The 23,443-nt window shown below is 73.0% G+C and carries 19 protein-coding genes and 1 pseudogene; 10 read left to right on the top strand and 10 right to left on the bottom strand.

The features are described from left to right. Positions 1-51 precede the first annotated feature (51 nt). Positions 52-249, top strand: a pseudogene (locus RI578_RS35535) (GlsB/YeaQ/YmgE family stress response membrane protein); the annotation flags it as partial. Positions 250-262: 13 nt separating this feature from the next. On the opposite strand, the gene RI578_RS35530 reads toward RI578_RS35535, so the two are convergent. The 3 genes from RI578_RS35530 to RI578_RS35520 form a co-directional block, all read right to left on the bottom strand. Next, on the bottom strand, positions 263-1,222 hold the full coding sequence (locus tag RI578_RS35530) for an NAD-dependent epimerase/dehydratase family protein (protein WP_310874902.1): 960 nt from the start codon (positions 1,220-1,222) through the stop codon (positions 263-265). 112 nt (positions 1,223-1,334) lie between these two features. Further along, positions 1,335-2,147, bottom strand: a complete 813-nt coding sequence (locus tag RI578_RS35525; RefSeq protein WP_310874901.1) for an alpha/beta hydrolase — start codon at positions 2,145-2,147, stop codon at positions 1,335-1,337. 83 nt (positions 2,148-2,230) lie between these two features. Continuing rightward, on the bottom strand, positions 2,231-3,484 hold the full coding sequence (locus RI578_RS35520; protein ID WP_310874900.1) for an MFS transporter: 1,254 nt from the start codon (positions 3,482-3,484) through the stop codon (positions 2,231-2,233). Positions 3,485-3,583: 99 nt separating this feature from the next. On the opposite strand from RI578_RS35520, the gene RI578_RS35515 reads away from it, so the two are divergent. Together RI578_RS35515 and RI578_RS35510 are read left to right on the top strand one after the other, a co-directional pair. After that, entirely contained in the window at positions 3,584-4,165 is a 582-nt protein-coding gene (locus RI578_RS35515) for a TetR-like C-terminal domain-containing protein (RefSeq protein WP_310874899.1), read from the top strand. Positions 4,166-4,184: 19 nt separating this feature from the next. Beyond that, positions 4,185-4,676 carry a nucleoside deaminase gene (locus RI578_RS35510; protein WP_310874898.1) on the top strand — a complete coding sequence of 164 codons (492 nt, stop codon included), beginning with the start codon at positions 4,185-4,187 and terminating at the stop codon, positions 4,674-4,676. A 123-nt stretch (positions 4,677-4,799) separates the two neighbouring features. On the opposite strand, the gene RI578_RS35505 is transcribed toward RI578_RS35510, so the two are convergent. Next, positions 4,800-5,504 (bottom strand): chaplin, encoded by a 705-nt coding sequence (locus RI578_RS35505; protein WP_310874897.1) that lies wholly within the window; start codon positions 5,502-5,504, stop codon positions 4,800-4,802. 264 nt (positions 5,505-5,768) lie between these two features. On the opposite strand from RI578_RS35505, the gene RI578_RS35500 reads away from it, so the two are divergent. The 4 genes from RI578_RS35500 to RI578_RS35485 all read left to right on the top strand — a co-directional run bounded on the left by RI578_RS35500 (position 5,769) and on the right by RI578_RS35485 (position 11,270). Continuing rightward, entirely contained in the window at positions 5,769-7,373 is a 1,605-nt protein-coding gene (locus tag RI578_RS35500; protein WP_310874896.1) for an alpha/beta hydrolase, read from the top strand. Positions 7,374-7,444: 71 nt separating this feature from the next. Further along, the gene (locus tag RI578_RS35495; RefSeq protein ID WP_310874895.1) at positions 7,445-8,539 is read left to right on the top strand and encodes a chemotaxis protein; all 1,095 of its coding nucleotides are present in this window, start codon (positions 7,445-7,447) and stop codon (positions 8,537-8,539) included. Between the two features lie 117 nt (positions 8,540-8,656). Further along, entirely contained in the window at positions 8,657-9,676 is a 1,020-nt protein-coding gene (locus RI578_RS35490) for a Gfo/Idh/MocA family oxidoreductase (protein WP_310874894.1), read from the top strand. Between the two features lie 271 nt (positions 9,677-9,947). Further along, positions 9,948-11,270: a SpoIIE family protein phosphatase gene (locus RI578_RS35485; protein ID WP_310874893.1), complete on the top strand. Its 1,323-nt coding sequence runs from the start codon at positions 9,948-9,950 to the stop codon at positions 11,268-11,270. A gap of 47 nt (positions 11,271-11,317) precedes the next feature. Here RI578_RS35485 and RI578_RS35480 read toward each other — a convergent pair whose 3' ends face one another. After that, positions 11,318-12,832: a hypothetical protein gene (locus tag RI578_RS35480; RefSeq protein ID WP_310874892.1), complete on the bottom strand. Its 1,515-nt coding sequence runs from the start codon at positions 12,830-12,832 to the stop codon at positions 11,318-11,320. Between the two features lie 304 nt (positions 12,833-13,136). Here RI578_RS35480 and RI578_RS35475 point away from each other — a divergent pair, with 304 nt between their 5' ends. Together RI578_RS35475 and RI578_RS35470 are read left to right on the top strand one after the other, a co-directional pair. After that, positions 13,137-14,279 (top strand): aminoglycoside phosphotransferase family protein, encoded by a 1,143-nt coding sequence (locus RI578_RS35475; protein ID WP_310874891.1) that lies wholly within the window; start codon positions 13,137-13,139, stop codon positions 14,277-14,279. A 278-nt stretch (positions 14,280-14,557) separates the two neighbouring features. Beyond that, positions 14,558-16,492: an N-acetylmuramoyl-L-alanine amidase gene (locus RI578_RS35470; RefSeq protein WP_310874890.1), complete on the top strand. Its 1,935-nt coding sequence runs from the start codon at positions 14,558-14,560 to the stop codon at positions 16,490-16,492. A 9-nt stretch (positions 16,493-16,501) separates the two neighbouring features. Here RI578_RS35470 and RI578_RS35465 read toward each other — a convergent pair whose 3' ends face one another. The 5 genes from RI578_RS35465 to RI578_RS35445 form a co-directional block, all read right to left on the bottom strand. Next, positions 16,502-16,999 carry a hypothetical protein gene (locus tag RI578_RS35465; protein WP_121750623.1) on the bottom strand — a complete coding sequence of 166 codons (498 nt, stop codon included), beginning with the start codon at positions 16,997-16,999 and terminating at the stop codon, positions 16,502-16,504. A 58-nt stretch (positions 17,000-17,057) separates the two neighbouring features. Continuing rightward, the gene (locus RI578_RS35460; protein WP_310874889.1) at positions 17,058-17,660 is read right to left on the bottom strand and encodes a CGNR zinc finger domain-containing protein; all 603 of its coding nucleotides are present in this window, start codon (positions 17,658-17,660) and stop codon (positions 17,058-17,060) included. 122 nt (positions 17,661-17,782) lie between these two features. Beyond that, positions 17,783-18,688: a universal stress protein gene (locus RI578_RS35455; RefSeq protein WP_310874888.1), complete on the bottom strand. Its 906-nt coding sequence runs from the start codon at positions 18,686-18,688 to the stop codon at positions 17,783-17,785. Between the two features lie 164 nt (positions 18,689-18,852). Then, the gene (locus RI578_RS35450; RefSeq protein ID WP_121751142.1) at positions 18,853-19,095 is read right to left on the bottom strand and encodes a DUF397 domain-containing protein; all 243 of its coding nucleotides are present in this window, start codon (positions 19,093-19,095) and stop codon (positions 18,853-18,855) included. Positions 19,096-19,240: 145 nt separating this feature from the next. Next, the gene (locus RI578_RS35445) at positions 19,241-20,746 is read right to left on the bottom strand and encodes an acyl-CoA synthetase (protein ID WP_310874887.1); all 1,506 of its coding nucleotides are present in this window, start codon (positions 20,744-20,746) and stop codon (positions 19,241-19,243) included. A gap of 140 nt (positions 20,747-20,886) precedes the next feature. Between RI578_RS35445 and RI578_RS35440 the strand changes: the two genes are divergently transcribed. Next, the gene (locus RI578_RS35440) at positions 20,887-23,307 is read left to right on the top strand and encodes a penicillin acylase family protein (protein WP_310874886.1); all 2,421 of its coding nucleotides are present in this window, start codon (positions 20,887-20,889) and stop codon (positions 23,305-23,307) included. Positions 23,308-23,443 lie beyond the last annotated feature (136 nt).

Here is a 23,443-nt window from a genome sequence, read left to right as displayed (position 1 = left end):
CGGGACCCCTGGCGGACTGCGCCCGCCCGCAGCGGGCACACGCACTACCGCCCGGGCCGTCAGCGCATTGGGGTCCTGTGGACGATCCTCGTCGGCATCCTGGCCGCGCTGATCGGGTCGTGGATCGCGACGGCGTTCGACGTGGGCGACACCGACGGCGTCGACTGGGTCGAGTGGCTCATCCAGATCGGCCTGGCCGCGGTCGGCGTGGCCGCGCTGGACCGGTCGCGGCCGCGCACGCGCCGCTGAGCACGCGGGGCCGTCACCGGCTGCCGAGCCACTCCTCGTACCAGGTCACGGTGGCGTCGACGGTGTCGGCGAGCGGCTTCGGGGCCACCCCGTAGGAGCGCTCGAAGGCGGCGGAGTCCATTATCTGGGGTTCCGTGTGCTGGTAGAACATCTCCGCGTACTCGGCCATGAACCGCTCGTCGAAGGGGCCGACGGGGCGGGGCTCCGCGAGCACCGTGACGTTCAACGGCCGGCCCACGCGCTTCTCGATCATCGTGTGGATCTCGCGCGTGCTGACAGCGGGCGCGGTGGGCAGGTGCCAGACACGGCCGTCGCCCTCCGGTCGCTCGCCGAGCGTGGCGAGACCGGCCGCCACGTCCCGGATGTCCGTGTAGCTGTGCGGCAGGTCGATGTCGCCGAACGCCAGGACCTCCCCGCCGGTGAGCGCGCCCGGGAAGACGGCGGCGCCGAGGGACGAGTTGAGCACTCCGGGACCGACGAAGTCGGCGCTGCGGCCGAGGGCCACCCGGGCCCGGCCGGCCCGGTGTGCGGCGAGGTACCGCTCGTCGAGTTCAGCGCGCATCCGCCCCTTGCGGCTGGTCGCCTGCCAGGGGCTGTCCTCGGTCATCACCGCTCCCCCGGTCTCGCCGTACGGGTACAGCGTGTCGAGTACGACCAGTCGGGCCCCGGTCGTCTCGACGGCCGCCAGGACGGCTGCCTGGACGCGGGGCATCACCTCCGTCTGGAGGTGGTAGTCCACGTTGACGCAGTGGTACACGACAGCGGCGTCACCGGCCGCGGCCCGGGCACCGTCGGCCGTACTCACGTCGGCGGCGAACCGCTCGACGCCCTCGATCGCGGGACCGTCGGCCTTCCGGTCGACGAGACGGACGGGATACCCCCTGCGGACCAGCTCACGAGCGAGTCCGGTACCGGCGGGGCCCGACCCCAGGACGGTGTGCGGGGCGTACGACTGCGGGGCGGCGGCGGACATGACGGCCCTCTTCTCTTCGTCTCCTTCGCACGGACAGCGACAAGCTCCGCTACCCGTGCTCGCTTTAGTTAGAGACTGTAACTCTCGCGATTGTGCATAGCAAGGAGGATGGTCAGAGACGTTCGGGGTGCTCCACGTCGGCCAGAAGCCTCGCCGTGGCTTCGGGGGCCTCCACCTGGAAGTGGTGGCTGCCCAGGTCGACGAGCACGATGTCGAGGCGGTCCCCGTAGCGGTCGATCGCTTCCTGCGTCACCAGGTCGCGAATGGCGAACACCGTGATCGGCTGCTTCGTCTCGCGCAGCGCCGCGTCCATGTCCCAGCGCAGCAGGCCCTCGATGGCACGCAGGCCCGCGGGTTGCCGTACCGCGACCATCTTCTCGAAGTAGGCGTCCATGACAGCCGGGTCGGTCCCGGCCGGCGAACCTCCCTCGACGAGGCCGCGCACCGCCGCGGCGAAGTCGCCGCGGAACATGCCCAGCACGGCGTCGGTCTGTTCCTCGTTCTGCGCCGGGAACAGGGACAGGTAGTGCAGCCCGTCCAGCGCGACCACATGTGAGACGGTGCCGGGCAGCAGCCGGCCGGTCTCGACGGCGACCGCCGCGCCGAGGGAGTGCCCGGCGACGACGGCCTCGGTCACCGACTCGGCCTCCAGTACGGCGGCCACGTCGCGGGCGAACTCCTCCATGGTCCACACTTCCCGCGTCGACCGGGACTCGCCGTGCTCGGCCAAGTCGACCGCGAGAACGCGGTAGTGCTCGGGCAGATGGCCGGTCACCGCGTGGAAGTCGCGGCGGTCGCACGCCCAGCCGTGGATGAGGACCATGACCGGCCCGTCGGCCGGACCGGCGGCCGTGTACCGGATCGTCGTGTGGTCCGATCGCCTGGCTACGAGGTTCTCGCTGATGGTGCCGTTCGCATCGGCCATGGTGCTTCCTTCTTTCGTACGAGTGATTCCGTGTCTGTTCTCTCGAGGGAGGGAGGGAGGCGGCGGTCGCCGCGGCCGGTGCCTCACTCGCCCGGGGCCGCGACGGCGCGGCCCCGTGTCCGCAACTGGTTCAGGCGCAGGAGGAAGGCGGCGGAGACGATCACGACGATCGCCAGTGCGTAGATCTCGGTGGCGGTCCGCAGGCCCAGGGCGGTGACGGCGATGCCGCCGAGCACGGCGGGCACGCTGTTGCCGAGGTAGTTGATGATGTTCGCCGAGGCGAAGACCGCGCCGCGTTCGTGCGGCCTGGCGATCCGGGCGAAGGTGCCGAACGTCGCCAGCACCGAGGCGCCGAGGCCGACGCCCGCGACGACGGTGCCGAGGGCGCAGAGCCAGACGAGGTCCGCCACGATGCCGGCGAGCGCGGCCAGGACGCCGAGTCCGAGCAGCGCGGACGAGGGGGCCAGCAGCGAGGACGCTGAACGGGAGCGGAGCGCGGCGACCGTGAGCGCTCCGGTGCCCGTCAGCAGGGTCACGACGATGCCGCCGACCAGGTGACTGCGCAGCCCCAGCAACTGGGCCGCGACCGACGGGCCGAGGGAGAGGAACAGCCCGGCCAGCGCCCAGCCGGCGATCATCGCCGGTACCACCGGGACGATGTCCGCGCGCAGGTGCGGGGGCAGCGCGGCCCGCGGGCGCAGGGAGGCGACGGCTCCCGGCCGGCGCGGGGAGGTCTCCGGCAGGAGAGCGGCGACCATCGCCGCCGGCACCATGGCGCCGAGCAGCAGGGCGTAGACCAGTCGGGTCGGGGCGGGGCCGAACTCCACCAGCGCACCGGAGCCCAGAGCGCCGAGAGCGAGCCCGGTCAGGGGCGCCACCGAGGTGACAACGCCCGCGCGCCCAGGGGCGTGCGGCGGTTCGAGGTCGACGAGGGTGGCGCTCAGGGTGGTCGTCGCCGCCCCGGTGGCTATGCCCTGCAGCACGCGGGCAGCGGCCAGGACGGTCACGTTCCCGGCGGTGAGGAACAGGACGAGCGCGACCATCTCCAGCGCGATCGCCGCAGCGAGCACCGGCCGGCGGCCGAGGTGGTCCGACAGCCCACCGACGACGAGCAACGAGCCCAGCAGGCCGACCACGTACAGGGCGAAGACGAGAGTCAGCACCCATGCCGAGAAGTGCCATTGCTGCTGGTAGATCGGGTAGAGCGGGGACGGCACGCTGGAGGCGGCCAGGAAGACGACGAAGACGGCGGCCGCGCCGGTGAAGGCGGCCCCGCGCAGCACACGGCGCGTGCCCCCGTCGGACGGTACGGCGGATACAGCAGAGTCGATAGACATAGACATCTCGCAGTGATCTGTGCGTTAGTGGTCCCGACGCTAACACAAACGCAGCGATCACTGCAGTAATAGTGCAGTGATCAGTGCGATACTGGTCGGGTGTCCACTCCCGCTTCCCCCGCCCCACAGACCGGGAGCCGGCCAGGGGGCCGCTCCGCCCGAGTCCGCGCGGCCGTCCACCGGGCCGTCAAGGAACTGGTCGCCGACGAGGCCGGCGAACCGCTGACGATCCCGGTCGTGGCCGGCCGCGCCGGCGTGCACGCCACCACGGTCTACCGCCGTTGGGGCACCGTCGGTGAGCTGCTCGCCGACGTCGCGACCAGCCGCTTCTCCGGCGGCATCGTGGTGCCGGACACCGGAAGCCTGCGCGAGGACCTGGAACGCTATGCGTCCGACCTCGCCAAGGACCTCTGCGACCCGGACACCCTGGCCCTGGTGCGCGCCACCATCGGCACCGGCGGAGAACAGGGTGCCGCCGCATGCCGCGGAGAACGCCGGCAACAGCTCGAAGCCATGCTGGAACGGGAACAGGCGCGGGGCGGACAGCCCCCGAGCCTGGAACGCGCCACGGACGCCGTGCTCGCGCCCCTCTACTACCGGGCCGTCTTCACCGACGAGCCCCTCGCCCCCGAATGGACACGCACTCTCGTGTCACACCTGCTGCCGGAAAGGACCACGTGATCGAGGAGGGTCGTACACCATGGTCGTGAAGGAAACGGAGCTGCCGTTTCTGCGCCGTTGCGTGGAACTGGCGGCCGAGGCGCTGGAGGCCGGCGACGAGCCGTTCGGGTCGGTGCTGGTCGGCGCGGACGGCACGGTGCTGGCCGAGGACCACAACCGGGTGGCCTCCGGGGACCGCACCCGCCACCCGGAGTTCGAGCTGGCACGCTGGTCGGCCGCGCACCTCACCCCCGAGGAGCGGGCCGCCGCCACGGTGTACACCTCCGGCGAGCACTGCCCGATGTGCGCCGCCGCACACGCCTGGGTGGGCCTGGGACGCATCGTGTACGTCGCCTCGTCGCAGCAGCTCGGCGAGTGGCTGGCGGAGCTGGGCGTCCCGGCACCGCCGGTGCGGACGCTTACGGTGCGGGAGGTGGCGCCCGGCGTGCCGGTGGCGGGCCCGGTACCGGAACTGACCGAGGAGATCCGTGCCCTGCACCGCCGTTTCCACGAGGGACGGGCCGGGGCGTAAGGGGTCACGGACGAAGTCACCGAGCGGTCTCTGCCACGCCCGGCGGCGTCGCACGCGTCCCGGCGGAGCGGGTCGCCCCGGCGACGCGCTGTCCGGCGCCCCGGGACGACCGTCCGCTCTCGGTCAGCTCCCGGCCCCCGGCCGGAACCGCCGGTGGAGGACGACCCCGCCCAGCACGAGCGCCGCGCCGCCCGCGAGTACCGGCAGGGTCTGGTCCGCCCCGGTGTGGGCGAGGGACGCCGACGCCTGCGGCGGGGCGGCGTGCGGGACCGGCTTCGGCCGGGCGCGTTCGCGCTCCTCCTCGGGTGCGGACGGCTCGGGCTCCGGCTCCGCGGGGGGCCGCTCGGACTCGGGGCGGTCGCCGGAGGTGTTCGTCGACTCGTTGCCGACGGCCGGGTTGCCGATGCCGACGACGTTGACGCTGTTGCCGGTGACGTTCACCGGGAGGTGGACCGGCAGCTGCACGCCGTTGCCGGAGAGCACGCCCGGCGAATCCTTTGCGCCGCCCTCGGCGACCGCACCGCCGGACGAGCCGGTGCCGGCGGAGCCCGTCCCCTTGTCCGTCGCACCGGCCCCCTCGGTGTTGGCGCAGCTGTTGCCCGCGGCCGGGTTGAGGAGCCCCACCACGTTCACCGTGTTGCCGCAGACATTGACCGGCACGTCCACCGGGAGCTGGACGGTGTTGCCCGAGATCAGCCCGGGCGATCCGACGGCGGTACCGTCGGCGGAGGCGCCGTCGGACGCGAACGCCGCGTATCCCGGCATCGTCACGGCCAGCGCGCCGGAGGCGGCGACGGCGAACACCGCGTTTCGGGTAACCCTTCTCATGAGGTTCCCTGCCTTCCAGACATGGTCACGGGCGCTCGCCCGCACCGGTTAAAACGCGGGCGCACCATCCGAGTTATGGCTTATAGGTCTTTCACTCCATCGAGTGGCCGTTTTGTCGAACGAGCGGCAAAGCGTCCGTACGCCCGCCGAGGCCCCTCCCCCGTGCGACCGGGGCCGCCGCCCGGAGGCGAGGTGAGCGAGGCCCGCTTATGGTGATCGAGGGCGCCGACCACCGGTCCGCGACGGGGCGTCCGGGAGGCATCGATGCAGGCCAAGCTGTCGACTCGGCCCTCGGTCCGGCGCTGCGCGGTCACCGGAGCGCTCGGGCTGGCCCTGCTGTCCACGGGGCTGCCGGCCGCGACCGCACGGAACACCGGGCCCGACCTGTCCCGGTTCCACGACCAGAAGATCAAGTGGTCGGCGTGCGAGGGCATGGACGTACCGAAGGACCTGCAGTGCGGGAAGGTCACCGTCCCCCTCGACTACGACCGCCCCAAGGCGGGGACCCTCGACCTGGCCCTCGCCCGGTACCGAGCGACGGGTGAGTCGCGGGGCTCGGTGCTGCTGAACTTCGGCGGTCCTGGCGGCTCCGGCGTCAGCGAACTCTCCGCCGGCGGCAAGGACTTCATGCATCTGACCAACGGCTACGACGTGGTGACCTTCGATCCCCGCGGCGTCGGCCGGTCCTCGCCGGTCACCTGCGGCCCGGCCACGCTGGACATCGTGGAGGCGACGGACGGGGACGAGAAGCTCACCGACGCGCGGGACGTACTACGGCGCCTGCGGGAGGCGGCGGCCGAGTGCGCGAAGCACTCCGGCCCGGTGCTGCCCCACATAGGCACGGTGAACGCGGCGCGCGACATGGACGTGATGCGCCGGGCGCTCGGTGACGACCGGCTCAACTACCTCGGCTTCTCCTACGGCACCCGGTTGGGCGCGGTCTACGCCGCCCGGTTCCCGGACAAGGTCGGCCGGATGGTGCTGGACGGCGTGGACACGCTGACGGAACCGCTGACCGAGCAGGGGCTGACCGGCGCGCGGGGGCAGCAGACCGCGCTGGAGAACTTCCTCGACTGGTGCGTGGAGGACATCGCCTGCCCGTTCGGACAGGACGCCCGGCAAGCCCGGCGCCATGTCGAACAGGTCATCGCCTCGCTCGACGCGGACCCGGTACCGACGGGCTTCGGCGAGCCCTTCTCCGGGCAGGACATGGTGGGCGCCATCGGTCAGGCGCTGTACAGCGAGGAGCTGTGGCCCACACTGCAGCGGGCGCTCGCGCAGCTGCTCGAGGACGGCGACACCCGCGGCCTGGAGGGCTTCGTGTCCGGCGGAGTCACCTTCCCGGTCCGTGCGCGGACTCCCGCGGACACCGGCGGCGGCCTCACCGACCCGGAGGACGTCCCGATGGACAACCTGCCGGCCGCCCTGATGGCGATCAACTGCGCCGACGACCCCGACCGCCCCACCGCCGACCAGGTCGCGGGATCCCTGGAGCGGCTGCGCGCACGGTACGAGGAGGCCTCGCCGGTCTTCGGCCGGTACCGCCTCACGCAGGTGCTGATGTGCCACGGCCGGCCCAAGGGCACGGACTACATCCGTGACGACGTGAAGGACCTCGACACCTCGAAGATGCTCCTCGTCGGCACCCGGGGCGACCCGGCCACGCCGTACCGCTGGACGGTGGAGACGGCCGAGCGGCTCGGCCCCGCGGCGGTGGTCCTCGACAACAAGGGCGAGGGGCACACCGGCTACGCGTCCTCCGAGTGCGTGCACCGCAAGGTCGACGACTTCCTGCTGTACGGCTCCCTGCCGCCCGACGGCAGCTCCTGCGGCTCCGAGGGCTCCCGGAGCTCCCGGGACGACGACTGAACCGGAAGGCGCGACCGGGATGGTGAATTGCTCCGAATGCCCGATACGCCCATCAGTCCTATCGTGCTGACATGGAGCACGATCTGAGTCCCACCACCCTCGCCGAACTGCGGCGCCCCCGCCCCTACCCGGCCGTGTCGGTGCTGACCCCGACGCACCGTCGCGAACCGGACAACGCCCAGGACTCCGTCCGGCTGCGCAACGCGGTCGCCGAGGCCAAGAAACAGCTGCAGGACGACCCCGCGGTCACCCGCGAACGGCGTGTGGAGGTGTCCCGGGAACTCGACCGGGCCCTCGCCGAGGTCGATCTGACACACGCCGAGGACGGCCTGGCGCTCTTCGCCGCGCCGGGTGAACACCAGGTCTGGACGCTCGCCCGCTCCGTCCCCGAGCGCGTGGTCCTGTCGGACACCTTCCTGACCCGCAACCTCGTCGCCGCGCAGGCCGCCGAGCGGCCGTTCTGGGTGCTGTCAGTCGCCGCCGACCGCGTCAGGCTGTGGAGCGGGGGCGCGGGCCGGGTCGTCGAGGACCGCACCGGGGAATTCCCGATGGACCGGCCGCCGCTGGACTTCGACCCCGAACGCCAGGAGCGGATCGGGGACGCGCCCAGCACCTTCCGGGACGAGACCACCCGCCGGTTCCTGCGCGACGCCGACACCGAGATGGGCCGGGTCCTGCGCGCGCATCCCCGGCCGCTGTACGTCACCGGGCCGCAGCCCGCGCTGTCCCTGCTGGAGGAGACCGGGAACACCGTGCGGGACGCGGCCCTCGTCCCGCACGGGGGCCTCGCGCACGGCACGGCGGAGGCCGTGTGGCAGGCGGTGCGGCCGGTCCTCGACGACGAGGCGCGGGGCGCCGTCGAGGCCGTCGCCAGGGAACTGGACGCGGCACGCGGCCGCAAGGACTTCGCGGCCGGCGTCGACGAGTTGTGGGAGAGCGCCCACGCCGGCCGGGTCCGGCTGCTGGCCGTCGAGGAGAACTACAAGGTGGCCATGCGCGAGGACGGTGAGCACCTGCTCCCGGCGGACGGCGGCGACCTCGACGCCCGCGAGGACATCGTGGACGAGATCGTCGAGCAGTGCCTGGAGACCGGCGCGGACGTCCGCTTCGTGCCGGACGGCGCCCTCGGGGAGGTGGACGGCATCGCGGGGGTGCTGCGGTACTGACGCCGGCCGCCGCGTCCCGGGAGCTCCGCCCCTCTTGACGACCATGAAACCCTGTTCGCCGTACCCGCACCCGCCCCTCGGCGGGTGTACGGCGGACGGGGAAGGAGCCGGCGGAGCGTGAGCGAACTTCTGGGTGTGGCGGTCCTGGGCGCGGGACACATGGGCGCCGATCACGTACGGCGCCTCGACCGGGTGGTGAACGGCGCCAGGGTCGCCGCGGTGGCGGATCCCGACGCCGAGCGGGCCAAGGAGGCCGTGGGCGGGATCGACGGGGTGGTCGTGCACACGGACGTCGAGGCCGCGCTCGACGCGCCGGGCGTGGCGGCCGTCCTGATCGCCTCGCCGGGCGAGGTGCACGAGGAGGCGCTGCTGGCGGCCTTCGCGCGGGGGCTGCCGGTGCTGTGCGAGAAGCCGATGGTGCCGGACTCGGCGGGAGCGCTGCGGGTGGTGGAGGCGGAGGCGCGGCTGGGCCGGAGGCTGGCGCAGATCGGGTTCATGCGGCGGTACGACGCCGAGTACCGGCAGCTCAAGTCGCTGCTGGACGGCGGGCGGCTGGGCCGGCCCCTGATGCTGCACTGCGTCCACCGCAACGTGTCCTCGCCGCCGCACTTCACCTCGTCGATGCTGGTCACCAGTTCCGTCTCGCACGAGATCGACGCGGCCCGCTGGCTGCTCGGGCAGGAGCTGACCGCGGTGACCGTGCTCCGGCCGCGCCCGTCGGCGGGCGCGCCCGGGGGGCTGCTCGATCCGCAGTTCGTGCTCTTCGAGACCGAGGGGGGCGCGCTGGTCGACGTGGAGATCTTCGTCAACTGCGGCTTCGGCTACGAGGTGCGCTGCGAGGCCGTCTGCGAGGCGGGCAGCGCCCGGATCGGTGAGGCGCACACCATGGTGGTGACGGCGGCGGGCGGTGCCCGGGAGGAGGTGCCGCAGGACTACCTCGTACGGTTCGCCGACGCCTACGACCGCGAGGTGCAGAGCTGGGTCGACGCGACCCGGCGGGGCCGGGTCACCGGGCCGGGCACCTGGGACGGGTACGCCGCCGCCGCGGTCGCCGAGGCGGGGGTGCGGGCCCTGGAGACGGGAGTGCGCGCACCCGTCGACCTGGCACCCCGCCCGGCACCCCCCGACCCGCCATAGAACAGGGGTCCGACGAACACCAGGACGACGACGCCACTGGACTCCGACGCCCGTCAAGTCCCGTAGGGAACCTACGACTTGACCCTCGACTCACGTACGCCGTTGGTGTGCCGAAGTCGCTCCGGGAAGACTGTGGCATATGCCCGAAGCACCACCGTATCGTGTGTTGCCAAATCCCTTACGGGGCGTCGCGGGCTGTGCAACAGTCGTAACGGTCCTTGCGCCAGCCTCGTTCCCGCCTTGGTCGCCCGTCTGCACATCGGAGTGCGTCATGTCGTCCCATCTCTCCGCGGACCACCCGGCCGCCCAGCCACCGGGACACGGCTCGGTCGAGGCGCTGATATCGCAGGCGCGGCGGCTGCGGGGCGACGTGGACGCGGTACGGCGGGACAGCCAGCACGACGGAACGGACCCCCGCGGACGCTGGCAGCGCGCCCTGTACGACCTGGCGCTGCACCAACTCAGCGACATCGACGCGCACTTGGCGCAGCTCCGGGACGGTCCGGCGCCGGCCCCGCGGCCCGGTTCGCTGCTCAGCCGGGTCGGCAGCGCGGAGTGGAACCTGCTGACGGACGAGGCCGAGTGGTCCGGCGAGCTGTTCCAGATCCTCGGCCGCGACCCCGCCACCGCTCCGCTGAGCCTCGACGAACTCCCGTCCCTGGTACTCGCCGAGGACCGGCCGAAACTGACCGCGATGGTCACGGACTGCCTGGTCGACGCGCGCCCCATCGACGGCGAGTTCCGCGTCGTGCGCCCCGACGACACCGTGCGTACCGTGCACATGATGGGCGAGCCCGTGCTCGACGCCGACGGCAGCACCGCCTCGATGTGGGCGGTGCTGCGGGACGTCAGCGAACTGCGTCGCAGCCAGCGGGCGGTGAGCGAGACCCGTGACTCGCTCCGCCGCCAACCGCTGTCCGCGGGCACCGAGCAACGGGCCGCGGTCGAACCGCGGGAAGCCGTGCCGCCGCCCTGGCACGGCCTCCTGCGGTTCCCGCACGAGGGACGGCCCGGTCTGGATCTGGCCGCCGGATACCTGCCGTCGACGGCCGAGGCGGCCGGTTGCGGCGCCTGGTACGACGCGTGCCCGCTCGCCGGCGACGAGACCCTGCTCACCGTCGGCGACCTCGTCGGCCCGGGCGCCGACGCGGCGCAGGTTCCGGCGACGCTGATCGGCGCCCTGCGCGGCCTGGCGATGGCGGGTGTCCGGCCCGCGCACCTCCAGGACCGACTCGACCGGTTACTCGAGACCACCGCCCTGCCGCCCGTGCGCTCCGCCCTGTACTGCGGTTACCGGCCCCGCGCCCGCGCCTTTGCGTGGGCGCATGCCGGACACCCCGTCCCGCTGCTGTTCCGCGACGGGACGGGGCGCGGACTCGCCGGGCAGGCCGAGGCGACCCTCGAAGCCGGTGACCTGTTGCTCCTGCACACCGGCCAACTCGGACCGGCAGACGTGCGTCGGCTCCTCTCCCTCTCCCCCCGTCTGGCCGAGGTGCGCTCGGCGCGGGACGGCGTACGGATCGTGACGGAGGAGCTCGACGAGTCACCGCGCCAGGCGGACGCCTGCGTGCTGGTGGCCCGGGTGACGCCTTAGCCGACGTGTCGCTCGGACAACGCGTCGCTCGGACAACGTGTCGCGCCCTATGCCGGAGCGATGTCGCCGCCCTTCCCCTTGGGTGACCTGCCGGGCGACTTGCCCTTGGGCAGCGCCAGTTTGATCTCCTCCCGCAGCTCCTGGATCTTCGGGTAGCCGGCGTACTCGGCGGTGAGCCGGTACATCTGGCGCAGTCGGTCCCAGGTCCGCTGGGAGGAGTTGGACCCCATCGACACCAGGGCGAGGCGCGCATAGCGGTCCGCCTGTTCGGGGTCGTCGGCGATGAAGCAGGCGGAGGCCATGGACAGATAGTCGAAGATCTTCGACCGCTGCCGGCCGTCGACCCTCAGTGCCAGTGCCTTCTCCGCGTAGTACTGCGCGTGCGCGGCGGCGCCCGGCTCGAAGTCGGCGAGGGTCCGGTAGGCCAGGGCCTGCATGCCGAGCAGGTCCTCCTCCTTGAACGTCTGCATCCAGTCCGGCGGCGGCACGTCCGCCTTGTCGGAGACGAAGAGGTCCTCGGCCCGCCCCAGGGTGCGGCGCATCGCCTGGCCCTTGCCCATGGAGGCCTGTGCCCAGGCCTCGATGGTGTACAGCATCGCCTGAGTCCGCGGCAGCACCTCTTCGCCCGAACCGGACTTGGCGAGCTTCATCAGGTCGAGCGCGTCGTCGGGCCGGCCCAGGTGGACCATCTGGCGGGCCGCCCGGGACAGTGCCTCGCCGGCCCGGGGCCGGTCGCCGCCCTCGCGCGCGGCGTGGGCGGCGATGACGAAGTACTTCTGGGCGGTGGGTTCCAGGCCGACGTCGTGCGACATCCAGCCCGCGAGGACGGCGAGGTTGGCGGCGACGCCCCACAGGCGCCGCTGGAGATGGGGTGGGTGGTGGTAGGCGAGCATGCCGCCCACCTCGTTGAGCTGGCCCACCACGGCCTTGCGCTGGAGCCCGCCGCCACGGGCGGCGTCCCAGGCGCGGAACACCTCGACCGAGCGCTCGAGTTCCTCCACCTCCTGAGACCCGATGGGTGCGGCCTCGTAGCGGTCGAACCCGGCGGGGTCGGCGTGCAGGGGTTGACGGAGGTCGGGAGCGTCGGCAGCCAGGGCCGGGTCGGTGTGCAGCCAGTCGTGCATGGCGCTGCTGAGTGCGGATCCCGCGGCGAGCGCGGCGCCCGCGCCCACCAAGCCGCGTCGGTTGAGCATGAGGTCCATTCCCGTGAATTCGGTGAGGACCGCCGCAGTCCGCTCGGGCGCCCACGGCACACCGTCGGGATGTTCCTCGCTCCCGCCGCCCTGCCGTTTCCCCGCACGCCCGTGCCGGACCAGACCGAGGTCCTCGATGGTCACGACACGGCCGAGACGCTCGGTGAACAGAACCGCCAGCACCCGCGGCACCGGATCGCGCGGGATCTCTCCCATGTCGATCCATCTCCGCACCCGCGAGGTGTCGGTCGCCAGCTGGGGGTGGCCCATGGCCGCCGCCTGCCGGTTCACCAGCCTCGCGAGCTCGCCCTTGGACCAGCCGGCCAGGCCGAACAGGTCCGAGAGACGGGTGTTGGGTTCTTTGCTCACGTCAAGCCCCCAGGTTCTCGGCTGAGTTGACAGTAGCCCCGTGCAGGTTGCCGGGCGACTATTCGCCACCGTTCGCCAGGGTGCGCCAGATGGTGTGCCACGGGCGGCCGGGTGTCAGGTAGGAATGCGCCACCCCGACCCGGTCGCCGTGGGGTTACTCCCCAGGGTGGCCCCCGGCGGCCGGGCGGGTAGCGCGACGGCTTTCAGAAGGCGTGACCTTCCGGATCGGATCTTCCTGGATCGACCGGACGGGCACCGCGCTTCAGGCAGGCACAGCAGGCACACGAAGGGATCTGTCTCGCCCATGTACGCAGCATCGTCCTCCGTGTCCGCCCCGCAGCGTTCGCTGCACCCCCGTCCGGCGGCGGGCGGCGGCCCCTATCTCGCCCCCGCGCGTCCGGCGGCCCCGGTGCTCGGGGCGGGCAGGGCGCGGCGCGGCGCGGGCCCCGGCACGCAGCCGCTCAGCGGAAGAATCGACCTGTCCGGCCCCCAGGGCACCCAGCTGCGCACGGCGATCGCCTCCGTGCACCGGATCTGCCCGGAGTTCGCCCCGGTGCAGGTGCTGCGCCGCAGCGGGCGGTCCGTGCTCCTGGTCGGCACGACCGGGCGCAACACGGCGGTGGCCAAGTGTTTACTGGACCACTCCCCCGCATGGGCCGAGCGGATCCGGCACGAGATAGGGGCATACCGCTCGTTCGTCCGGCACCGCCCCCCAGTGCGGGTGCCGAGGCTGATCGCAGCGGACCCGGACAACTGCACGCTGGTGATCGAGCGGATGCCGGGGCGGGTGGCGGCGCTGCAGCGGCACCCACTGGAAGCCCCGCCGCGGGCGGACATCAGGGCGGCGCTCGGCGCGATCTGCCGGCTCAACGCCTGGCGGCCGCCCGCCGGCACCTTCGACGCCCCGCTGGACTACGCGGCCCGGATCTCCCGGTACCACGAGCTGGGTCTGCTCACCGACCGGGACCTGGGCGACCTGCAGAAGCTGCTGCACGGCATCGCCCATGCGGGCGGACGCCAGGGCATGGGCCAGTTCTGCCACGGTGACGCGCTGCTGTCCAACATCCTCATGTCACCCGCCGGTCCAGTGCTGGTGGACTGGGAGCACGCGGGCTGGTATCTCCCCGGCTACGACCTGGCGACCCTGTGGGCGGTCCTCGGTGACGCCCCGGTGGCCCGCCGTCAGATCAGCCAGATCGCCCAGTCGGCGGGGACGGCCGCGCGCGACGCGTTCCTGGTGAACCTGATGCTCGTGCTGACCCGGGAGATCCGTACGTACGAGACGGCCGTGCAGCGTTCGATGCACGACACGGCTCCGGCACCACAGGGGCCGGCCCACCCGGGCGCCGCGCCGACCGGCGAGGAACAGCGGCTGCTGCTGCGCCGGCTGCACGACGACTGCCAGATGGCCCGCCGGGCCGTGCGTGCGGCGGTCGGCACGCGCTGACGGGAGCGCCGGTTCGAGGAGGCGACGGTCCGCGGTGTGCCCTTCAGGGGCGCACCGCGGGTTTCGTGTGTGCCCGGGAACTCGCAGCGGCCATTGGTGTACGCCACTGACGCCGCGCAGGCCCGTGCGCCGCCGTCGCGAAACTCGCCCGACCCCCTGCTGACATGGGAAATCGCCGTCACGACGGCATGATTGACGGATCGTAGGACCGCCGGGTACCACTGACCCACGCTCGGCCCCGCACGCCCCGCCACGCCCCACCGTCACAGGAGGCCGCTTTGCGAGGTTCCCCCGTCGTGCCCGCCCTGGCCACCGCGGCACTGCTGCTGCCGCTGCTCGGCGCGGCACCGTCCGCCGCCGGCCCCTCCGACGCCCCGCCCGGCCCCGACCGTCTGCAGCGGGCGTTCGCCACCGCGGCGGCCGAGTACCAGGTGCCGCAGAGCGTCCTGCTCGGCGTCTCCTACCTCCAGTCCCGCTGGGACGCGCACGGCGGTGCGCCGAGCGTGACCGGCGGCTACGGCCCGCTGCACCTCACCGACGCGCGCACGGCACTGGCCGGGGCCTCGCACCACAGCGAGGGCACCGAGGACCCGCGCGGCGACGACGCCCGCGCCCCGCTGCACCCGACGGCCACGGCCGCGCACCCCACCGACCTGCCGGACCGGCTGACCACGCTGCCGAAGGCCGCGGAGCTGACCGGGCTGAGCCCCGGCGCGCTGCGCGAGGACCCGGCGGCGAACGTGTCCGGCGGTGCCGCGCTGCTCGCCGCCGCCCAGCGGGAACTGGGTGAGCCGCTCAGCGCGGACCCGGCGGACTGGTACGGGGCGGTGGCCCGCTTCTCGGGCGCGGAGGACTCCGCGACGGCGGCGGCGTACGCGAACGACGTGTACGAGGTGATCCGCGCGGGCGAGCACCGGACCACGGACGCCGGGCAGCGGGTCACCCTGGCCGCCCGGCCCGACGTGGCCCCCGACGTCTCGCAGCTCGCGGACGCGGGCCTGCGCGCCGCCTCGGCCGCCGGCACCGAGTGCCCGAAGACGGTGTCCTGCGAGTGGATCCCGGCACCGTACGAGGAGTTCGGAGACAGCGACTACGGCAACCACGACCTGGGGAACCGGCCCGCCTCCCAGCGCATCCGGTACATCGTCGTGCACGACACGGAGGGCGCCTGGAACGGGGTCCTCAACATGGTCCAGGACCCGACCTACGTCTCCTGGAACTACACGCTGCGCTCCACCGACGGCCACATCGCCCAGCACGTGAAGGCGAAGGACGTGGCCTGGCACGCGGGCAACTGGTACGTGAACGCGAAGTCGATCGGCCTGGAGCACGAGGGCTTCCTCGCGGACCCGGACGCCTGGTACACGGAGGCGATGTACCGCTCGTCGGCGCGGCTGGTGAAGTACCTGGCCAAGAGGTACGACATCCCGCTGGACCGGCAGCACGTCCTCGGCCACGGCAACGTCCCCGGCACCACCACCGCGACGATCCCGGGCATGCACACCGACCCGGGTCCGTACTGGGACTGGCGGCACTACTTCCAGCTGCTCGGCCGCCCCTTCGAGCCCACCGCCGGCAAGAGGTCCGGCCTGGTGACGATCCGCCCCGACTACGCCACCAACCGTCCCGAGTACACCGGCTGCGAGACGAAGGGCGAACCCTGCGCGCCGCACGGCTCCAGCGAGGTGCGGCTGTACGCCGACCACGACGTGAACGCGCCTCTGATCAAGGACATCGGCCTGGGCACCACCCCGACGACCGGGGTGAACGACCTGTCCTCCCGGGTCTCCACGGGCCAGCAGTACGCGGTGGCCGACCGGTGGGGCGACTGGACGGCCATCTGGTACCTGGGTCAGAAGGCCTGGTTCCACAACCCGAGGAAGCACCCGGCGGCGGTGCCCGCCTCGGGCCGGGTGATCACTCCGCGGGAGGGCCTGGCGAGCGTCCCGGTGTACGGGCGCGCGTACCCGGAGAAGGCCGCCTACCCGGCGGACGTGCCCGCCCAGGCCGTGTCGCCACTGCCGTACCGGCTGCTGGAGGGGCAGAGGTACGTGGTCGGTGAGAAGGTGCCCGGCGAGTACTACTACGCGGTCACCTTCGACGAGGCCTCCCACCGGGTGGTGACCGGTGAGGACGAGTACTACGAGATCCAGTACGGCCACCGGGTCGGGTACGTGCGCGCCGCCGACGTCACGCTCGCGACCGTGCGGTAGCCGGCCGGGTCAGCCCTGCTGGAAAAGCTCCGCCGGGAGCGGCTTCAGCAGGGCGTACAGGTCGTCGGTGATGGGCCGGTCCCAGGCGGCGATGGTCACCAGGACACCGTCGCTGCGGTCGAACTGCACACAGGAGATCCGGCCCTCGGAGAGCTTGAGGCGGCGCACGATGAGCAGGTTGTCGCCCTGCATCACCGGTACGTCCTCGGTGCCGACGACCGTGATCTCCTCGTCGTTCTCCAGCGCCAGCAGCAGCTGGGCCACCTCGAACGGGATCTCGCCCTCGGGGACCTCGCGGGCCGGGGAACCGGTGGGCAGATTGCCGATGATCATCGCGGGACCGCGACCGCCGAAGAGGTCGTAGCGCAGGAAGACGCCCTGGCAGCTGCCGTCGGGCGCGGGCAGCAGGCCGGCGCCCAGGTTCCCGGGCCAGTCGCCCGGATCCATGGCCAGTACGTCGAAGTCGGGCCCGGCGGGCGTGGCGCTGCGGCGGCGGAGGAACGACATGCCGCCATGGTACGTGGCCCGGGCCCACGAACGGAGTGCGGGCGGGAGCCCGACCGGGCTACGCGGTCCGCTTGTGCCGTTCGTGGTGGCGGGCCACCCGGGCCCGGTTCCCGCAGGACGGCTTGCACCACTCCTGGCGGGAGTGCTCCTTCAGGAAGTAGCGCACACAGCGTGGTGCGTGGCAGGCCCGCAGCCGCGGCCGGTCGGGCCCGGTGAGGAAGCCGATCACCGCCCGCGCGAGGGCGGCGGCGAGATCGGGCCGGCCACCGTGCGCGGGTTCCGCGCGTACGACGGGTCCGGCGCCGTCGGCCCAGTCCAGGACGGGAACGGTGGGGGTGCGGGCGGCCGCCTCGTTCAGGCGCCGCACGGCGTCGGGGACGGGAAGCAGCCGGGCGGCGTCGGCGGGGCTCGGCTCGCCGGGGCGCACGGCGCGCGCGAAGAGGGCACGGGCGGCGGCGCGCACCTCGCGGGCGGCGGCCAGGGTGGGCTCGTCGGCGGTGAAGACGCCGGCGCCCGGCACGGTGTCGGGGTGCGCCCGCACCCAGGTGTTGAGCCCCGCGAGGTCGGTCAGGTCGTCGGCGACCCCGCCGTTCCCGTCGTGCCGGACGGTCAGAGCGAGGTCGAGGGCGATCCGGGTGTCCCTGCTGGGCGAGTCCTGCATGGGCCGATGATAGGCAGGCCGGGTTCCGCCGAAGGCCGGGGTGCGTCGCGCCTCGGACGCCGGGCGGGCGGGGCCGGCGACGATCCGCTCCCCACGGCGTCGGTGGGCACGGGCCCGCGCCCTCACTCCTCCGGTGGAGCCGGTGGCACCACCGCGACCGGGGACGTCGCGTGCAGCAGGACGGCGTGGGTGACCGAGCCCATCATGCGGGCCGGGGCCAGCAGGCGTCGGCGGTGGCGGCCGACGACGACCAGTTCGGCGTCGCGGGAGGCGGCGACGAGGTGGCCGGCGGCGTCGCCGGGCGCGACGTACGGTTCGGCACGGACGTCGGGGTGGCGTTCCCGGTACGGGGCGAGGAAACCGTCGGCCAGGACCCGGGTCTCGCTCTCGATGGAGACCTCGTCGATCACCGGGGGCATGATCTGTCCGGCGGCGGCCCAGGTCTGCACCGGCCACGGGTAGGCGGCGACCACCTGGAGGCGGGCGCCGCGCAGCGCGGCCTCGGCGAAGGCGAAGGACAGACTGGCGTCGTCGGGGCTGTCCACGTGCAGGCCGAGGACCACCCGGGGGCCGGACTCGGCCGGCGCCTCGCCGTGGACCTCGCGTCCGGGGCGGGGCACGACGACGACGGGGCACTCGGCGTCGCGGGCGGCGGCCAGGCCGTTGGAGCCGAGCAGCAGACTCGCGAAGCCCCCGCGGCCCCTTGACCCGAGCACGATCAACTGGGCGTCGGCACCCAGTTCCGGCAGCACGGCGCCGGGTACGCCCTCCATGCCGACGTACTCGGTCGGCACCGCGAAGGCCCGACCTTGCAGGTGCGCGCGGGCCTGGTCGAGCACCGGGTCCTCGCCGGTGTCCGGCGGGCCCGCGACCAGGACGTCGGTCTGCGCCCAGGCGGCGTACTGGCGCACGTGCACCACCCGCAGACGTGACTCGCGCCGGTGGGCGGTGTCGAGGGCCCAGTCCAGGGCGCGCAGGCTGTCGTCCGAACCGTCGACCGCCGCGATGACCGGCAGGGTGGTGCTCATGGGTTCCTCACCTCCGGAGTGCAACCGTTCCCCCTCCTGGCGTCAGCCTCGCTCAGGCGTCGGCCACGAAGGGGCACTCACGGTCGCGTGTCCGGAAAAACCGGCGGAACACTCCCGGATCGGCCGGACGCACCCCGGCCCGGCTCACCGCCCCGGCGGGCGTTTCACGTGAGGTCGAACTCCCCTTCCCGCGCTCCCGACACGAACGCGCCCCATTCCGCGGGGGTGAAGATCAGGGAGGGACTTTCCGGGCTGCCGCTGTTCCGCATGGCGATGAACCCCTCGACAAAGGCGATCTGGACATCCCCCAGGCCTCGGCTGCTGGACTGCCACTGCGCGTTGCTGAGATCCAGCTCCGGCTTGTCCCAGCCCATGAGCGGGCGCTGTTGGGTGGTGCTCTCGGCCACGTCCGTGCTCCTCCCGATTTCGTCGTCCGCGGTCAGCCTAGCGATCGGGTCCGAGCGCCGACAGGCCACGTGACGGGTGCCTTTCGGAAGATCGGCGCCGCGGTTCCCACGCGCCCGTCGTTTCGGCCGCGACAAAGTCGCCGGGTCAGGAACCGGCGAACCGGTCCCGCAGTTCGCGTTTGAGGATCTTCCCGCTGGCGTTGCGCGGCAGGGCGTCCACGAAACGGACCCTCTTGGGTGCCTTGAACGCGGTGAGCCTCTCGCGGGCGTGGGCGATCAGTTCGTCCTCCGTGACCTCGCCGCGCGGGACGACGACCGCCGTGACGGCCTCTATCCACCGCTCGTCGGGCAGGCCGATCACGGCGGCCTCGGCGACGGCCTCGTGGGTGTAGAGGGCGTCCTCGACCTGGCGGGAGGCGACCAGTACGCCGCCGGAGTTGATGACGTCCTTCACGCGGTCGACGATCGTGAAGTAGCCGTCCGCGTCCCGCACGGCGAGGTCGCCGGAGTGGAACCAGCCGTCGCGGAAGGCCGCGGCGGTCTCCTCGGGCTTGTCCCAGTAGCCCTCGCACAACTGCGGCGATCGGTAGACGACTTCGCCCGGCGTGCCGTCGGGCACGTCCTTGCCGTCCTCGTCGACGACGCGTGCGTCGACGAACAGCACGGGCCGGCCGCAGGAGTCCATCCGGCCCTCGTGCTCGTCCGGGCCGAGGACGGTGGCGAGCGGGCCGATCTCGCTCTGGCCGAAGCAGTTGTAGAAGGCCAGGTCCGGGAGGCGTTCGCGCAGCCGCTCCAGGACCGGCACGGGCATGATCGACGCCCCGTAGTAGGCCTTGAGCAGGCCGCCGAGGTCGCGGGTGGCGAAGTCGGCGCGGTTCGCGAGGCCGATCCACACGGTGGGCGGTGCGAAGAGGCTGTCCGCGCGGCCGGCCTCGATCAGGTCGAAGAGGCGGTCGCCGTCGGGTGCGTCCAGGACGGTGTTCGTCGCGCCGACGGCGAGGTAGGGCAGCAGGAAGACGTGCATCTGCGCCGAGTGGTAGAGGGGCAGCGCGTGCACGGGGCGGTCGCCCGCGCCGAGGTCCAGGGCGGTGATGGCGCTCAGGTACTCGTGCACCAGCGCCCGGTGGGTCATCATCGCGCCCTTGGGCAGTGCGGTGGTGCCCGAGGTGTAGAGCAGTTGCACGAGGTCGTCGCCGCCCGGCTCGGGGCCGTCGTACGCGGGCGCCGTGGCCTGCCGGGCGAGCAGTGAGTCGTCGGCGTCGCGCAGCGGGAGGACGCGTGCGCCGTCGGGGAGCCGGCCGGCGAGGTCCGGGTCGGCGAGCACCAGGGTGCTGCCGGACTGGCGGACGATGTAGGCGAGGTCGTCGCCGGTCAGGTTCTGGTTGACCGGGACGTGCACCAGGCCCGCGCGGGCGCAGGCGAGGAAGGCGATCAGGTAGGCGTCGGAGTTGTGCCCGTAGGCGCCGACCCGGTCCCCGCGGGTCAGCCCCTGCTCCAGCAGGACGCTCGCCGCGCGGGAGACGGCGGTGTCGAGTTCGTCGTACGTCCAGGAGCGGTCGCGGTACTCCACCGCGACGCGTGCCGGAGTGCGCCGGGCACTGCGCCGCAGCACCCCGTCGACCGTGCTGCCGTGTCCGGGCGTCAGCGTCATGGCATGATCCTCGGCCGGTCGGCGGGGCGGGTCAAGACGTGTGCGCCGCGCCGAAAGTGGCTCGTGTCATGCCACTGACACGTACACATACCGACTGGTACGCTCAGCCGCCCCTTCCTCCGAAGACGTCGGGAGGCACGATGCGCACACGCCTGAGACGGCTCGTCGTCACGGCCGTCGCCCTGCTCACCGCCGCGACCACGCTGCCGGCCGCCGCGGCCGAACGGTCCGGTGACCGGCACGAGCGTCCGTCCCACGGCGGGCTGTCCGCCGTCATCCGCTACACCGAGTACGGCATCCCGCACATCGTCGCGAAGGACTACGCGAACCTCGGCTTCGGCACGGGCTGGGCCCAGGCCGCGGACCAAGTGTGCACACTGGCCGACGGTTTCGTGACCGTGCGCGGCGAACGCTCCCGCCACTTCGGCGCCGACGCGGGGTCCGACCCCGCGCTCTCGTCGGCCGCCACGAACCTCTCCAGCGACCTGTACTTCCGGGGAGTGCGCCGGGCGGGCACGGTGGAGAAGCTGCTCGCCGAGCCCGCGCCGCGCGGTCCCAGCCGGGACTCGAAGGAGCTGATGCGGGGCTTCGCGGCGGGCTACAACGCCTGGCTGGAGCAGAACCGGATCACCGACCCGGCGTGCCGGGGTGCCTCCTGGGTGCGGCCGGTGACCTCGCTGGACGTGGCCGTGCGCGGCTTCGCCCTGGCCGTGCTCGGCGGTCAGGGCCGGGCCGTGGACGGCATCACGGCCGCCCAGCCGCCGGCCGGGAGCACCGGGGCGGCCCCGGAAGGGAAGCCCGGAGCCGACGCGACCGCGCGCGCCGCCCGGGAGCTGTTCGCCGCCGACAACGCCGACATGGGTTCCAACGCCGTGGCCTTCGGCGGACGCACCACCGCGAACGGCCGCGGGCTGCTGCTGGGCAATCCGCACTACCCGTGGCACGGCGGGCGCCGCTTCTGGCAGTCGCAGCAGACGATCCCCGGACGGCTCGACGTCGCCGGAGGTTCTCTGCTCGGCACCACGACGGTTGCCATAGGCCACAACGCGCACGTCGCCTGGAGCCACACCGTGGCCACCGGCGTCACCCTCAACCTCCACCAGCTGACGCTGGATCCGGCCGACCCGACGGTCTACCTGGTGGACGGCAGGCGCGAGCGGATGACGAAACGGTCCGTCACCGTCCCGGTGAAGCACGGCGCTCCCGTGACGAAGACCCAGTGGTGGACCCGGTACGGTCCGGTGGTGACGTCGCTCGGCGCCTCGGTGCCCCTGCCGTGGACCACGACGACGGCGTACGCGCTGAACGACCCGAACTCCGTCAACATGCGCGCCTCCGACACCGCGCTCGGCTTCGGCAAGGCCCGCGGCACGGACGACGTACTGGACTCGCTGCGCCGCACGCAGGGGCTGCCGTGGACGAACACGATCGCCGCCGACTCGCGCGGCCGCACGCTGTTCACCCAGTCGCAGGTGCTGCCCCGCATCACCGACGAGCTGGCCGAGCGCTGCTCCACACCGCTCGGCGAGGTCACCTACCCGTCGTCGGGGCTCGCTGTGCTGGACGGCTCGCGCGGCGACTGCGCGCTGGGCCGGGACCGGGACGCCGTGCAGCCGGGGATCTTCGGCCCGGACCGGATGCCGACGCTCAAGGACGCGCCGTATGCGGAGAACTCCAACGACAGCGCCTGGCTGACCAACGCGGACCGGCCGCTGACCGGCTACGAGCGGGTCTTCGGCACCGTCGGCACCCAGCGGTCGATGCGGACGCGGGGGGCCATCGAGGACGTGGCGGCGATGGCGGACCGGGGTGAGCTGACCGTGCGGGACCTGCAACGGCAGCAGTTCGCCGACCGCGCCCCCGCCGGCGACCTGGTCGCGGCCGACGCCGCGCGCGCCTGCGCCGCACTGCCGGGCGGCACGGCCACGGGCAGCGACGGCAAGGCCGTTGATGTCCGCGAGGCCTGCGGTGTGCTCGCCGGCTGGGACCGCACCGTCGACACCGACAGCCGGGGCGCGCTGCTCTTCGACCGGTTCTGGCGCGGGCTCACCAGGGCCGTATCGGCGGGGCAGTTGTGGAAGGTGCCGTTCTCGCCGACGGACCCGGTCACCACCCCGAACACGCTGAACACGGACGCGCCGGGCTTCGCCACCGCCCTCGCGGACGCGGTGGCCGAGCTGCGGGCGGCGGGCATCGCGCTGGACGCGCCGCTCGGTGAGCACCAGTTCGTCGTGCGGGGCGGCGAGCGCGTCCCCGTGGGCGGCGGCACGGAGTCGCTGGGCATCTGGAACAAGATCGAGCCCGTGTGGGACGCGGCCCGCGGTGGCTACACCGAGGTGACCACCGGTTCCAGCTACATCCAGGCCGTGGGCTGGGACGGCAGCCGGTGCCCGGTGGCCCGTACGCTCCTGACGTACTCCCAGTCCTCCAACCCCGCCTCGCGGCACTACGCGGACCAGACCCGGCTGTTCTCCGGCGAGAAGTGGGTGACGTCCCGCTTCTGCGAGCGCGACATCCGGACGTCGCCCGACCTCCGGGTGGTCCGGGTGCGCGAGCGCTGAGCCGCACCCAGCTCCTCCGCACCGCGACCCGTCCGGCGCCATGCCGGGCGGGTCCGGCGGTTCGTCAACTCCGCACGCCCCATTGACACGACCCGTCACTGACAGGAAAGTTTCACTCCGCACGGCGATCCAGGAA

Source organism: Streptomyces sp. BB1-1-1, assembly GCF_031597775.1.
GTDB classification, from domain to species: domain Bacteria; phylum Actinomycetota; class Actinomycetes; order Streptomycetales; family Streptomycetaceae; genus Streptomyces; species Streptomyces thinghirensis.
Note: the sequence above shows the minus strand (reverse complement) of the source record. Positions and strands in the feature narration are given on the sequence as shown.

Coding starts and splice junctions, on each gene's coding strand:
- RI578_RS35445 (WP_310874887.1), bottom strand. CDS start 20,746: ATGACGCTGACGCCCGGACACGGCAGCACGGTCGACGGGGTGCTGCGG.
- RI578_RS35510 (WP_310874898.1), top strand. CDS start 4,185: ATGGTCGTGAAGGAAACGGAGCTGCCGTTTCTGCGCCGTTGCGTGGAA.
- RI578_RS35475 (WP_310874891.1), top strand. CDS start 13,137: ATGTACGCAGCATCGTCCTCCGTGTCCGCCCCGCAGCGTTCGCTGCAC.
- RI578_RS35525 (WP_310874901.1), bottom strand. CDS start 2,147: ATGGCCGATGCGAACGGCACCATCAGCGAGAACCTCGTAGCCAGGCGA.
- RI578_RS35500 (WP_310874896.1), top strand. CDS start 5,769: ATGCAGGCCAAGCTGTCGACTCGGCCCTCGGTCCGGCGCTGCGCGGTC.
- RI578_RS35485 (WP_310874893.1), top strand. CDS start 9,948: ATGTCGTCCCATCTCTCCGCGGACCACCCGGCCGCCCAGCCACCGGGA.
- RI578_RS35440 (WP_310874886.1), top strand. CDS start 20,887: ATGCGCACACGCCTGAGACGGCTCGTCGTCACGGCCGTCGCCCTGCTC.
- RI578_RS35460 (WP_310874889.1), bottom strand. CDS start 17,660: ATGCAGGACTCGCCCAGCAGGGACACCCGGATCGCCCTCGACCTCGCT.
- RI578_RS35495 (WP_310874895.1), top strand. CDS start 7,445: ATGGAGCACGATCTGAGTCCCACCACCCTCGCCGAACTGCGGCGCCCC.
- RI578_RS35465 (WP_121750623.1), bottom strand. CDS start 16,999: ATGTCGTTCCTCCGCCGCCGCAGCGCCACGCCCGCCGGGCCCGACTTC.
- RI578_RS35505 (WP_310874897.1), bottom strand. CDS start 5,504: ATGAGAAGGGTTACCCGAAACGCGGTGTTCGCCGTCGCCGCCTCCGGC.
- RI578_RS35455 (WP_310874888.1), bottom strand. CDS start 18,688: ATGAGCACCACCCTGCCGGTCATCGCGGCGGTCGACGGTTCGGACGAC.
- RI578_RS35530 (WP_310874902.1), bottom strand. CDS start 1,222: ATGTCCGCCGCCGCCCCGCAGTCGTACGCCCCGCACACCGTCCTGGGG.
- RI578_RS35520 (WP_310874900.1), bottom strand. CDS start 3,484: ATGTCTATCGACTCTGCTGTATCCGCCGTACCGTCCGACGGGGGCACG.